Below are 11,708 nucleotides of genomic sequence, written 5' to 3'. Positions count from 1 at the left end.
CTCGACTACGCCACACCCGCCGAGAAACTGGCCGAACTCACCCTCACAGCCGCATAAAGTGAAACTCCAATAGCTGTCCTGAACAAACGGGTCACCGCACGCGGGATTCCGCGGGAGGCGATTTCCAGATCTATGAATTGCAGGAGTTATGCACATAAACCGAGGACGGTCTGGCCGGGCGACAGGCCGGGCGGCAGGCCGGGTCAGCGCCAGCCGAGGGCCGGGGCCACGTGCCGCACGATCGACTCGAGCAGGTGCGCGTTGTAGACGACGCCGAGCTGGTTGGGTGTAAGGCTTCAGCGCGGTTCGAGTGTCGAGCCCTTTCAAGCCACCCTGTAGGTAGTGCATTCGTCGCCTCGCTACTTCGAGAGCGCATCACCTCCGTCTGATCGGAACGCGAGCGTGGGTTGCGCCATCGCTCCTACTGCGCCAGTCAATCGCGAATTCCCGATATGAAATCGTCCGGTCCTATGCGACCACCTGTCTTGGGGCGCTCTCTCCACCCCGGATCAAGGAGGTCGAGCTGATTGTTCCAGCCGAGCCAGACTTCCTCCGCAATTGTGCGCATGGCCGCCCAAAGGATCGTTCTCGCAAGCTCGTCGTCAGCCACCGTTGGAATCCCAACTCCCATGCCTAGCTCTTCACCATCGAAAAATGGAGCAACCTGCGGCACCGAGCGCAAGAGTCGTACGAATTTCTCCTTCTCCAGATCTACGTGGGCACCGCCATCTTGATTCGCGAGCATGTCGACAACATCCGACCGTGAAATCCGTTCGCCGTTGCCTGTCATGATCGGCAACGTTTTCCACCAAGCCTCAAAAGCAAGCAACCGTCCCCTCGTGAGAATCTCGGACTGTTCGACCGGCAGGATACGCAGGTCCGCTCCATTCTCCGCAATAGTCACTCGAAACACGGCCAAGGACGAAAACGCGACCGAGTTTCGAGCATCCAGGCCGCCGTTCGAATCGATCCAGCGCATCTGATCTTTCGCGGCCATCTGCTTTAGCAAGCTCGTGCTCATGGAGGTGTCATGAACCAAGACTCGAACGCAAACCGCAAGTCGATTTGCCTCCGCAGGCCAACCCGCGTCGTATCGGGCGGCGCTGACTTCAAGATTCGTGATCTGTTCCCTTAGCCGCAGACGTAGCCGCGAAAGATGCAAACCAGAGTCGTCGCCATTGTCCATAGAAGGATGCTATCTCGACATGAAACGCGGTTCACTCTTGGTATTTTAGGCGCGGTTGCCTGGTTGTGTGACGTCACTCGGGCGCCCGGCATCGTCTGCTGACTTAGGTCGGGAACGACTGTCGACAAGTCGCCATAGCACGAAGCCCGTTTGCCTACCGATTCATAGTGAGCGGCCATGCCGATGCCAGGAGCACGCAGAGGACGCAGACTAAGGAGTGTTCCCCATATCGGCGTGTGTGTTGTCGATCCCCGTCGAAACCGCTTCGTATCCCCCCTTCATATACTCAAAGGATGACGACGGCGCCAGACGAGCAAGCAGACGAGCAGGCGCCCAAAGAGGAAGAGGAGCCGACGGCGAATCAGCCCGACGAGCAGGCGATGGAACTCACCGAGTCCGACGACGACTTCGCGCTCGGCTCCCTCGACTTTGACGGGCTATCTCCCACCGATTTCGAGGAGTTCAGCTTCGATCTCATGGCCGAGAGTGGCTTCGCCAATGTGGACTGGCGGAAAGGCACACCCCTGGCGGCTTCTCCCTCCGACCGGGGCCGGGACATCGTTGCCCGGAAGACGTTGCGGGACATCGACGGCCACGAGTACGAGGAAACCTGGTTCGTCGACTGCAAGCACTACAAGCGCGGAGTGCCACCCGATGCCCTCCAGGGCACTCTCGCCTGGGCGATGGCGGAGCGTCCCGCGGTCGTGCTCTTCGTCGCCTCCGGCTACCTCACCAACGGCGCGAAGGATTGGATCGCGAACTACCAGCGAACCAACCGCCCGCCCTTTCGCATCCGCGTCTGGGAGAAGCCGCAGCTCCTCCGGCTCGTGGAGAAGAATCTCGACCTCGCCTTCCGCCATGATGTGGGCACGAGCACGCTCCGGCGGGTCTCTGAGATACTCAAGGCCGAGTCGGAGTTCATGGATCGGCTCTGGTACGGGAGGAAGCCCACCGACGAGGATCTAGACACTCAAGAGTGGACGGACGACATCAAAGCCGGTGTCATCGCTGGGAAGCGCCGCATGGAGGAGCAGTATGGCGTCGATGAGCTGGCGAAGGATGTTGAGTCTGACTGGGCCTGGGGCTACCTCTCGGGCCGGATCTCCGCTCTTCGCTGGGTTCTCGGCGACGAGTGGCACATGCTCGACAGCTGATGCACCTCTCCGCGCAGAGCACACGATCTCGGAAACTACTAGCGTGCCGCGAGCGTGCCGTTGCCGCAGTTGGAAGACGGGCTCAGATCGCGCGACTTCGCAACGCTCCGCAGCGCTGAGCTTCCACCCGACCTCCTAGTTCAAGCTGCCGGGGTGGTTCGAGTGCCCGGTGTGTCGGCCGTTGCTGTAACAATCGTCCCGACGGAGGGAATATCGATGGCGCGTACACGGAAGCCTGGGCAAGGGGAATTGGATCCACCACCCGAGGACGGATATCCGAGCGCTTGGGACGTGCCGCAGTTCAAGGAGATGCGGGTGCAGATGCGTGCCATGACTCTTCTGCTAGTGATCCGCCCATCCCTTCGGAAACAGCTTGCGGAACTCAAAAAGGAGATGCATCGGATCGTTGGCTCGGTCGATCGCTTTTACGAGCTGGTTGGTGACCGCCATTGGGTGTTTCACGGTTCACTCAACCTCGAACGTCTCGTAACCGCCCTCGACACTGGCTCCTGCGATGAGGTGGAGAAGGAGCTGATTGAGCAGTACCAAGACGCCAAGCTGATGCGCTTCGCTCTTGTGCGAGCGAAAGCGGTTCCGGAGTTGCGGCCGTACGCCGCACTGCTGGATTCTGCGTGGCGGGACTACCAAGAGGAGCGGTACTACGCCGTGGTGCTAACGCTGCTGCCGATCCTGGATGGGTTCGTGGCGACCGTCGGTGACAATCGTCGAGGGCTTCACACTCGTGAAGAGCACGAGCTGGTCGTTTGGAACTCGATGATCTCCCACCACAAGGGACTCGCGGCGACGCAGCAATCGTTCCGAAAGAGCTTCAATACGCTGAACGAGGAGCCTCTGCACGAGCTTTACCGCAACGGCATCCTGCACGGAAACTTCACCAACTATGACAACGTGATCGTTGCCTCGAAAGCGTGGAACCGCTTGTTCACGCTGCTGGACTGGCGCGAGGCCCTCATCGAATCTGCCAAGCCGAAAGCGGTGGAGCGCACGCTCAAGGAATCGTTTGCGAAGCTCGCTGACACGCGAGAGATGCGACGCCAGATGGACGATTGGCAGCCGCGGGCGAGTTCGGTGGCCGACGACGGCGAAGATGTGGTGATGGGTGAACCGGTCGTTCAAGCTGTTGTCGCGTTGCTTGACGCGTGGCGAGCGGGCAACTACGGCAAACTCGCTGACTACCTCTACGAGACCATGAAGAAGCCCTCGCGCGGAGCGTATATAGGTCAGGTGCGTAGTCGCTTCGCGGTCACCGCGCTCGAGGGCTTCACCATCGACGCGGTGGAGATGCGAGGTTCGGGATGCGGCCATGTCAAGACAACGCTCATGTTCGCCGGAAAGCAGCACAGCTCGGAGTTACGCATGCTTCACGTCGATGCTGCTGGCCACGTTTCCCCTGAGGGCGACGAACGCGCTTCGTGGCATACGATCCAAACGTCGCCCGAAGCGATCATCGGCCGCGAGTGGCCACCAGTGACCTGAGCGCAACCGATGGTAAGGGCATGGTGAGCTGACCTAACAGCACGGCCCCACCGCCGACGACAATCACCCGTTGTCGGCCTGCGCGTCGCTCCTGCCGTCAGCCACTGCGTCTACGAGGTTTATCGCCACCCCAAAGCGGGCGCGACGTGTTTGATGATGTTCTCAAGCAGCGTTGTATTATAAGCAACCCCCAACTGGTTCGGGATGGTGACCAGCACCGTGTCCGCCTCGCGCACCGCCGCGTCGTCGGCCAGTTGCGCGGCGATCAGGTCGGGCTCGCCCACGTAGCTCTTGCCGAAACGGGCGAGGCCGCCGTCGAGGTAGCCGACCTGGTCTTCCTCCTCCGCGCCGGCCTTGCGGCCGAAGTAGGCACGGTCCTGGTCGTTGACGATCGGCAGGATGCTGCGGCTCACCGACACTCGCGGCGTGCCCGGGTGGCCGGCCTCGGCCCAGGCAGCGCGGAAGATGGCGATCTGCTCCGCCTGCAGGTCGCCGAACGGCACCCCGGTGTCTTCGGTGAGCAGGGTCGAACTCATCAGGTTCATGCCCTGTTCACCGGCCCATTCGGCGGTCTTGCGGGTGCCGGAACCCCACCAGATCCGCTCGCTGAGCCCAGGTGACTGCGGCTGGATCGGGAGCAGCCCGGCGCGGCCAGTCATCTGCGGGTTCGCCGGGGCGATCCCGGCGCCGGCGATCGCGGCGCGGAAGATCGCGGTGCGGGCTCGGGCGTCGTCCGCGTCGGTGCTGCCCTCTGCCGGCACGTAACCGAACGATTCGTAGCCGCGGAGCGCGGTCTCGGGCGAGCCTCGGCTGACGCCGAGCTGCAGCCGACCGTTGCTGATCAGGTCGGTGATGGCGGCTTCCTCCGCCATATAGAGCGGGTTCTCGTAGCGCATGTCGATTACGCCGGTACCGAGCTCGATCCGGCTGCTGCGGGCGGCCATCGCGGCGAGGAGCGGGAACGGCGACGCGAACTGGGGCGCGAAGTGATGCACCCGCACATAGGCGCCGTCGACCCCGAGCTCTTCGGCCGCCTCGGCCAGCTCCACCGTCTGCACGAGGGCGTCCCTGGCCGTGCGCGCAAGCGAACCCTGCACGGGCTGGTGGTGGCCGAAGGAGAGGAATCCGATGCGTTTCATGCCGGATGCAGCGCCTGCGGCCCGCGCGCTATTCCCGGCCGCGGCCACGGAATCCGGCCGACGGATGTCCGGCGCGACCGCGTCGACTCAGCGCAGTCTCATAGCACGCTCAGGTCATCAGGGCGCGAGGGTCACCCCTCCGGCCCGACTGGGCCCAGCTGGGCGCGGAGGCTGAGCACGTCCAGCCGGCGCCCGACGACGGCTCCGATCGGCCACGGCTCTGCCATCGCGATGAGATCGCCGACGAATTCGGGCACCGTCCGGCTGTAGCAGCAGGCACACCACCCTTTGGCTTCCAGACTGGACGTCAGAGCGTTCTCGTAGTCCGTGCGAGTGAAGTCGGCGATCTCACGCACCACCGCCGTGGTGGTCGAGCCGTCGGAGCTCATCCCCGTGAATGATCGCCCGCAGCCGCACGGGCCATTCAGGTTGCGGAGGCTCACCGGGCATGGATCGATCACCCACACCAGTTCGCCGCTGATACAACTTGAGAAATCCCGGGCTCGCGTTCCTTGGGTAGCGCGGGTCGCCACAAGTACCTTCATTGTCATCTCCTTGGTCTCGGCACGAGCGTCAGGGAGCATCCGGTGGTCAGCTGGTCAGCTGTGCCTGACGGTAGTGGCAGCCACCGACATTCATGCCGAGGATGCCCCGCGCCGCTGAATAGACTCGTCAGCACGGGCGAGCAACGCCGGGGAGGTGGAACCGAGATGGCCCAGAACGACATCGTGCTGGTGCGGCACGGGCAGACCCAGTGGAGCATCTCCGGGCGGCACACCGGGCGCACCGACATCCCCCTGACCGACCTCGGCCGGCAGCAGGCGGATGCCCTCGGCGAGATGCTGGACGGCCGGGACTTCTCGCTGGTGCTGTCGAGCCCGCTGAAACGCGCGTGGGAGACCATGCAGCGCGCCGGGTATGCCGTCCAGGGCATGCCTGACGAGAACATTCTCGAGTGGGACTACGGCGTGTTCGAGGGTCGCACGACCAGGGACATCCGCTCATCGGAGCCCGACTGGTCGGTGTGGACCTCCCCCATCGTCGGCGGCGAGACCGTCGACGAGGTCGGCGCCCGGGCCGATCTGGCCATCGAACGCTGCCTCGCCGCCCCCGGGCCGGTCGCCGTATTCGCCCACGGGCATTTCCTGCGGATCATGACGGCCCGCTGGATGGGGTTGCCCGCTGCGGCGGGCCGGCACCTGAGCCTCGGCACCGCCACCGTCTCCACGCTGGGCTGGGAACGCGAGAACCGCGTGCTGCAGATGTGGAACGACGCCTGCCACACCAACTCGATGGACCCCGTGGTCTGAGCCGGCCGACTCGGCCGACCCGCCAGGGCTGACCCGGCAGCGCTGACCCGCCAGGGCAGACCCGGCAGGGCTGACCCGGCAGGGCTGACCCGGCTGAGTCGACGGTCAGGCCCGGCGGCGGTGCGCGCGGGGTGTCGACGAAGTGCCCGCGACCGGGGAATCGCCGAGGAAGCCCAGCACCTCCTGCACGAAGCCGGGCGCCGTTTGCGTGCCCAGGTGCCCCCTCCCGGGATAGAGGATGAGCTGCCCGCTCGGGATCAGCGCCGCCGTCTCCGTGAACAGTTCCGGGCTGTAGTACGCATCCCGGTCGCCGCCGATCACAAGGGTCGGCGCGGTGATCCAGCCCAGACGGCCGCGCAGGTCGAAGCCGTCTTCGGCGTGGATGGTGGCGAGCAGGTCGGAGGTGCTCGTGCGGAAGAAGGCCGGGCCGATCAGCCAGCCGAGCGCCGCGAAGATCCTCCCGGTGCCGGCGGTCGCACCGAGCAGCCCGAACATCTCGGCGGCCGCCCGGCGGGGGCGATCCGCCCGCAACTCCTCCGCCACCCGCAACTGCACCGGGGCGCCGTGCGGGCCCAACCGGTAGGCGGCGGAGACGATCACGAGCCGCTTGACGACATCCGGGTGGTCGACGGCGAGCTGGAGCGCGACGCTGCCGCCGGTCGAGAAGGCCAGCACATCGACCGGGCCGTCGAACCGGCTCCGCAGGGCCTCGGCATAGTCACGGGCCAGCTCAGCCATGGTCGCGTCCAGGGCCAGGCTCGGGCGACGGTTGACCCACCAGACGCGGCGGGCCTGGGCGAATGGCAGCAGCGGCTGGGTCAGGGCCCGCCGTTCGCCGCCGGCCGGGGCGGCGTGGTTGGCGCTGATCCCGGGCAGCACGACCAGCGGCGGCCCCGACCCGAAACTGAGAAACGGCATCCCGCCGCGCAGGGTGCCGAAAACGCGTGTGCTGTCAGGCATCGAATCGACCCTTCACTGGGCGGCTGTCCCGGATGCCGCGGCCCGGCTCCGGAGGAGCCTGTGCCGAGAATACCCCGGCTGGTTCGACCGCCGCCACACTGCCGCGGTCAGCACTGTGGCCATCGACCCGGCTCCCGGTCGTGGTGTTGGAGATGACGATGAGGGCGACCACGATGCCGATCGCCACCGGCACGAGCAGGGTCGTCAGCCACAACTGCTTCCACTTGAGGGTGCCGGTCACCTGGTCGGCGTCCTTCCGGCTGACCTGGTAGTGCGGCGAGGCCGGGCGGATGTGGGGCGGATGCGGGGCGGATGCGCCACAATCGAAGCAACGCCACGCGCCACCGACGAGGGAGTCCCCCATGTTCCAGACCGTGCAATCCGCCGACGGCACCCTGATCGCCTACGAGACGACGGGAACCGGGCCGGCCGTGATCGTCTCCGGCGGTGCCTTCAACACGCGGATGTCGCCCGGCGCGCTCGTGCCGCTGCTCGCCCCGCATTTCACGGTCTACAGCTATGACCGCCGGGGCCGCGGCGACAGCACCGACACCCAGCCGTATGCCATCGCCCGCGAGATCGAGGACCTCGCGGCGCTGGTCGCCGCGGCCGGCGGGTCCGCCATGGTCTATGGGCACTCCTCCGGTGCCGTGCTCGCGCTTGAGGCCGCCGCCGCGGGGCTGCCGATCACGAAGGTGGTCGCGTACGAGCCGCCGTTCACCGCCGAGGAGAACGGGCCGGGTTCCCTGGCCTGGGCCGACGAGGTGCGGGCCGCGATGGATGCCGGCGATCGCGAGCTGGCCGCGACCCGGTTCCTGCTCGGCATCGGCGCCGATCCCGACGGCGTGGCCGCCCTGACCCGGCAGCCGTGGTGGCCGGGCATGCTTGCCATTGCACACACGCTCCCCTACGACCTCGCCCTGGTCGGGGACGGGCTGGTCCACGCCGACCGGATCGGCAGGGTCGCGGCCCCGACGCTGCTCATCGACGGAGCCGAGAGCCCGCCGTGGGCCGGCACCGCGGCATCCGTCGCTGCGGAGACGATCCCCGGCGCCCGGCGGCTCACCCTCGACGGGCAGGACCACAACGTCGACCCGGCCGCGCTTGCGCCGGTGCTGATCGGGTTCTTCGCTTAGCCCGCTGGTTCTTCCCGGGCGGCGTTACGGAGAAAGCACCCTCGCGAAAGCCCGCCAGAGTGTGCCAGGGCGCTTTCTCCGCAACTCGGCCGACGGAGCGGCAAACGAAACCGTCAGGCCAGGGTGCTGGCGACCTCGCGGCTCGCGGCGATCATCCGGCGCACGGTCTCGAGCTGGATGTCGTCGGCGAAGGCGCTGCTGAGGCCGACCACGCTGACGCCGTTGGCGAGGAATTCCGGGGCGTTGACGGCGGTCAGACCGCCCGTGGCGACGAAGTTCATCTCCGGGTAGGGGCCTTTCATCGCCCTCGCCCACTGCGGACCGAGCACGGAGGCCGGGAATATCTTCGCCCAGTGGAGGCCGAGGGCCCTGGCCTGGAGGATCTCGCTCGCGGTGGCGACGGCCGGCAGATGCGCGATGCCCCGGCGGGCGCTCTCGAGGACGATCTCCGGGTCGAGGCCGGGCGAGACCGTGAAGGAGACACCCACTCCGGCGGCGGCGTCGAGCTGTTCGAGGGTGGTCACGGTGCCGGCTCCGATGAGGAGTCCGTGCGCGGCCGCGGCGGCGGCCACGGCCCGGAGCGCGGGAACCGCGGCCGGGGTCTGGATCGGGATCTCGACGTGCTCGACGCCGGCAGCCCAGGCACGTTCAGACAGGCGCACCGACTCGTCGGCCGACAGCCCGCGCAAGACGGCGATGACGGGAACGCGGAAGAAGCCTTCGGCGAACCATTCGCTGGCGACGGTTGAGTGGATCATGCGATTTGTTTCCTTAGGTCGGGGGCGAATCTGTTGGGGGCGTGCGGGCCGTGGCCCGGGCGGAAGTCCTCCCGGCTGCCCAGCGCCCAGGACGCGAGCGAGTGGCCGCGGTTGAGACGCTCGGCGGATGCCGCGCCATTGATCAGTGCGGACAGGTAGCCGGCCGCGAACGCGTCACCCGCTCCGACCGGCTCGACCACCTCGACCTCATGGGCCGGCACCGTTGTCTGGGTTGCGGTGCCATCGGAATGCCGGGCGAATTCCGTGGCATCGATGGATGAGTCCTTGACGACCAGGTACGGCACGTCGGGGAGAAGCTCGTGCACGTCGACGGAGGTGACGCAGCCCCAGAGGGTGGCCGCCTCGTCCAGCCCGACGAGCACGACCGAGGCCTTGCAGGCGAGTCCGAGAAGCCGGGGCGCCGCCTCACTCACCGGCCACAGTCCGGCGCGGTAGTTGACGTCGAAGGAGACGGATGCGCCCCACTCGGCCGCGGTGTCGAGCACGTGCTCGACAAGGGCCGCGCAGCTCGGCGACAGTGCGGGTGTGATGCCGCTGGTGTGGATCCAGCGGGCGGTCCTGATCGGCCAGCCCGCGGCATCCGTCACCCCCAGCTCGGTCGCGGCGGAACCGGACCGATAGTAGAAGACGTGGGCGCCGGAGCCGGTGTCGGGTTCCTTGAGGTAGAGCCCGGTGGGTGAGGACAGGGTGCGGTTCACCCAGCGGGTGTCCACGCCGCCGCGGTCGAGGGTGGCAATGACCTTGGTGCCGACCGGGTCACGGCCGACGTTGCCGGCCCAGGCCACCAGGTGGCCGAGCTCGGCGAGGTGCGCCGCCACGTTGGATTCGGCACCGCCGATGTTGAGCTGGAAGCCCTCGGCACGGTCCAGGGGCAGCGACGCGGTGGGGGTGAAGACTCCCATCGTCTCGCCGAAGCAGAGCACGTCAGGTTTCGCGGTGATCGGGGTGGCTTCGTGGTCGATCCGGTGCTCGATCATGTCACCGCTCCGATGTGCCACGGCACGAATTCTTCCTGGCCGACGTCGAACTCTTCGCTGGCGGTCTGGGTACCGGAGGCGACGGCGATGATCATCTCGAGGATCTCAGCGCCGACCTCGTCAACGCTGGCGGTGCCGTCGGCGATCCGCCCGGCGTTGATGTCGACGTCGTCGCCCTGGCGCAAGAACAGCTCGGTGTTGGTGCCCACCTTGATGCTGGGGGTGGGCTTGCAGCCGAAGACGGAGCCTCGGCCGGTGGTGAAGACGACGACGGTGGCGCCGCCCGCTACAAGGCCGGTGACAGACACCGGGTCGTAGCCGGGGGTGTCCATGAAGCCGAGGCCGCGCACGGCCATCGGTTCCGCGTACTCGTAGACCGCGGCGAGGTCGGCGCGGCCGGCCTTGGCGACGGCACCGAGCGACTTCTCCAGAATGGTGGTGATGCCGCCGGCCTTGTTGCCCGGTGAAGGGTTGTTGTCCATGGTGCCGCCGCCGGTGACGATGTACTTCTCCCACCAGTCGATCCGGTCGATCAGCTTGAGGCCGACCTCCCGGGTGGTGGCGCGGGCGGTAAGCAGGTGCTCCGCCCCGTAGATCTCGGGTGTCTCGGCGAGAACGGATGTCCCGCCGTTGGCCACGAGCACGTCCGACGCCCAGCCGAGGGCCGGGTTCGCCGTGATGCCGGAGTAGCCGTCGGAGCCGCCGCAGTTGAGCCCGAGCACGAGTTCGGAGATGTCGATCGGTTCGCGGCGGCGTTCGTCGAGCTTCTCCGCCATGGCGAGGATCTTCTCCACGCCGGCGGCGACGGTGGCGCGCATGCCGCCGGTCTCCTGGATCGACATGGTCTCGACCAGGGTGTCGGCCGGCAGGTCGCCGCCGGAGAGGATGACGTCGGCCGGCGTCATCTCGCAGCCGAGGCTGAGCACGAGCACGCCCGCGATGTTCGGGTGCGCGGCGTAGCCGTTGAGGGTGCGGACGAGCATCTGCGCGCCCTCGCTCTCAAGCACGAGGCCGCAGCCGCTTTGGTGGGTGAGGGCGATGACGCCGTCGACGTGCGGAAAACGGTCGAGCACCCCTCCCCGGAACCGGTCGGCGATCAGCTTCGCGGTGGTGCCGGAACAGTTCACCGTGGTCAGGATCGCGATGTAATTGCGGGTTCCGGCTCGGCCATCCGCCCGGCGGTAACCGTCGAAGGTGCGGCGCTCGGTGGGAACCGGCAGCTCGGTATGCACAGTGCCGAACTCGTGCACCCGGGCGCCGAGGTCCATGCCGAGGTTGTGGCTGTGCACGTGCTCGCCGCGCTCGATCGGCGCCGTTGCGACGCCGATCGACTGGCCGTACTTGTGCACGGTCACCCCGGCGTCAACGTGGCCCAGGGCGATCTTGTGACCGCTCGGAACGGCGGCGACCACGGTCAGGACGCCGTCTGGGAGGTCGATGGTTTCCCCGGGAACGAGGTCCCGGAGGGCGACGGCGACGTCGTCACCCTTCGCCATGACGAGCACGGAGGTGCCCGTCGCGATGCTGCTGATGTGGCTCATGAGATCTTTCTCTCGTGTTGACGTACGGG

At 66.9% G+C, this 11,708-nt stretch carries 12 protein-coding genes; 4 read left to right on the top strand and 8 right to left on the bottom strand.

Going from position 1 to position 11,708, the window contains the following annotated elements; translation table 11 throughout:
* Positions 1-433: 433 nt before the first annotated feature.
* Complete coding sequence (locus E3O32_RS15345; protein ID WP_134510698.1) at positions 434-1,186, bottom strand: hypothetical protein; 753 nt, start codon at positions 1,184-1,186, stop codon at positions 434-436.
* 293 nt (positions 1,187-1,479) lie between these two features.
* Between E3O32_RS15345 and E3O32_RS15340 the strand changes: the two genes are divergently transcribed.
* Together E3O32_RS15340 and E3O32_RS15335 are read left to right on the top strand one after the other, a co-directional pair.
* Positions 1,480-2,340 (top strand): restriction endonuclease, encoded by an 861-nt coding sequence (locus E3O32_RS15340; protein WP_198417584.1) that lies wholly within the window; start codon positions 1,480-1,482, stop codon positions 2,338-2,340.
* A gap of 249 nt (positions 2,341-2,589) precedes the next feature.
* Positions 2,590-3,837, top strand: coding sequence for a hypothetical protein (locus E3O32_RS15335; protein WP_134510697.1), 1,248 nt, complete (start codon positions 2,590-2,592; stop codon positions 3,835-3,837).
* A gap of 119 nt (positions 3,838-3,956) precedes the next feature.
* Here the strand turns inward: E3O32_RS15335 and E3O32_RS15330 are convergent, their stop codons facing one another.
* A complete protein-coding gene (locus E3O32_RS15330; RefSeq protein WP_134510696.1) occupies positions 3,957-4,976 on the bottom strand; it encodes an LLM class flavin-dependent oxidoreductase in 1,020 nt (339 codons plus the stop codon).
* A gap of 131 nt (positions 4,977-5,107) precedes the next feature.
* Positions 5,108-5,521, bottom strand: a complete 414-nt coding sequence (locus tag E3O32_RS15325) for a DUF7715 family protein (protein WP_134510695.1) — start codon at positions 5,519-5,521, stop codon at positions 5,108-5,110.
* Positions 5,522-5,686: 165 nt separating this feature from the next.
* On the opposite strand from E3O32_RS15325, the gene E3O32_RS15320 reads away from it, so the two are divergent.
* Positions 5,687-6,286 carry a histidine phosphatase family protein gene (locus E3O32_RS15320; RefSeq protein WP_134510694.1) on the top strand — a complete coding sequence of 200 codons (600 nt, stop codon included), beginning with the start codon at positions 5,687-5,689 and terminating at the stop codon, positions 6,284-6,286.
* Between the two features lie 105 nt (positions 6,287-6,391).
* Here the strand turns inward: E3O32_RS15320 and E3O32_RS15315 are convergent, their stop codons facing one another.
* Both E3O32_RS15315 and E3O32_RS15310 read right to left on the bottom strand, forming a co-directional pair.
* Positions 6,392-7,246: an alpha/beta fold hydrolase gene (locus tag E3O32_RS15315; protein WP_134510693.1), complete on the bottom strand. Its 855-nt coding sequence runs from the start codon at positions 7,244-7,246 to the stop codon at positions 6,392-6,394.
* Complete coding sequence (locus tag E3O32_RS15310; protein WP_134510692.1) at positions 7,239-7,610, bottom strand: hypothetical protein; 372 nt, start codon at positions 7,608-7,610, stop codon at positions 7,239-7,241. Before E3O32_RS15310 ends, E3O32_RS15315 begins: the two co-directional genes overlap by 8 nt.
* Between E3O32_RS15310 and E3O32_RS15305 the strand changes: the two genes are divergently transcribed.
* Positions 7,609-8,382 carry an alpha/beta fold hydrolase gene (locus E3O32_RS15305; protein WP_134510691.1) on the top strand — a complete coding sequence of 258 codons (774 nt, stop codon included), beginning with the start codon at positions 7,609-7,611 and terminating at the stop codon, positions 8,380-8,382. The two genes, E3O32_RS15310 and E3O32_RS15305, sit on opposite strands and share 2 nt — an antisense overlap.
* A gap of 113 nt (positions 8,383-8,495) precedes the next feature.
* Here the strand turns inward: E3O32_RS15305 and E3O32_RS15300 are convergent, their stop codons facing one another.
* From E3O32_RS15300 to E3O32_RS15290, 3 genes are read right to left on the bottom strand one after another with little or no spacing between them, the layout of a single operon-like run.
* On the bottom strand, positions 8,496-9,140 hold the full coding sequence (locus E3O32_RS15300) for a bifunctional 4-hydroxy-2-oxoglutarate aldolase/2-dehydro-3-deoxy-phosphogluconate aldolase (RefSeq protein WP_134510690.1): 645 nt from the start codon (positions 9,138-9,140) through the stop codon (positions 8,496-8,498).
* Positions 9,137-10,159 carry a sugar kinase gene (locus tag E3O32_RS15295; protein WP_241975016.1) on the bottom strand — a complete coding sequence of 341 codons (1,023 nt, stop codon included), beginning with the start codon at positions 10,157-10,159 and terminating at the stop codon, positions 9,137-9,139. The genes E3O32_RS15300 and E3O32_RS15295 overlap by 4 nt, the downstream gene beginning before the upstream one ends.
* Positions 10,135-11,679, bottom strand: a complete 1,545-nt coding sequence (locus tag E3O32_RS15290; protein ID WP_134510689.1) for a UxaA family hydrolase — start codon at positions 11,677-11,679, stop codon at positions 10,135-10,137. Before E3O32_RS15290 ends, E3O32_RS15295 begins: the two co-directional genes overlap by 25 nt.
* Between the last annotated feature and the right edge of the window lie 29 nt (positions 11,680-11,708).

Origin of the sequence: Cryobacterium mannosilyticum, from assembly GCF_004402705.1 — a bacterium.
Classification (GTDB): Bacteria; Actinomycetota; Actinomycetes; order Actinomycetales; family Microbacteriaceae; genus Cryobacterium; species Cryobacterium mannosilyticum.
This window is presented reverse-complemented; position numbering and strand designations above follow the sequence as displayed.

Bases quoted from the DNA above. Each gene is read 5' to 3' on its own strand.
- E3O32_RS15345 (WP_134510698.1), bottom strand. From the start codon at position 1,186: ATGGACAATGGCGACGACTCTGGTTTGCATCTTTCGCGGCTACGTCTG.
- E3O32_RS15340 (WP_198417584.1), top strand. From the start codon at position 1,480: ATGACGACGGCGCCAGACGAGCAAGCAGACGAGCAGGCGCCCAAAGAG.
- E3O32_RS15330 (WP_134510696.1), bottom strand. From the start codon at position 4,976: ATGAAACGCATCGGATTCCTCTCCTTCGGCCACCACCAGCCCGTGCAG.
- E3O32_RS15325 (WP_134510695.1), bottom strand. From the start codon at position 5,521: ATGAAGGTACTTGTGGCGACCCGCGCTACCCAAGGAACGCGAGCCCGG.
- E3O32_RS15320 (WP_134510694.1), top strand. From the start codon at position 5,687: ATGGCCCAGAACGACATCGTGCTGGTGCGGCACGGGCAGACCCAGTGG.
- E3O32_RS15315 (WP_134510693.1), bottom strand. From the start codon at position 7,246: ATGCCTGACAGCACACGCGTTTTCGGCACCCTGCGCGGCGGGATGCCG.
- E3O32_RS15305 (WP_134510691.1), top strand. From the start codon at position 7,609: ATGTTCCAGACCGTGCAATCCGCCGACGGCACCCTGATCGCCTACGAG.
- E3O32_RS15310 (WP_134510692.1), bottom strand. From the start codon at position 7,610: ATGGGGGACTCCCTCGTCGGTGGCGCGTGGCGTTGCTTCGATTGTGGC.
- E3O32_RS15300 (WP_134510690.1), bottom strand. From the start codon at position 9,140: ATGATCCACTCAACCGTCGCCAGCGAATGGTTCGCCGAAGGCTTCTTC.
- E3O32_RS15290 (WP_134510689.1), bottom strand. From the start codon at position 11,679: ATGAGCCACATCAGCAGCATCGCGACGGGCACCTCCGTGCTCGTCATG.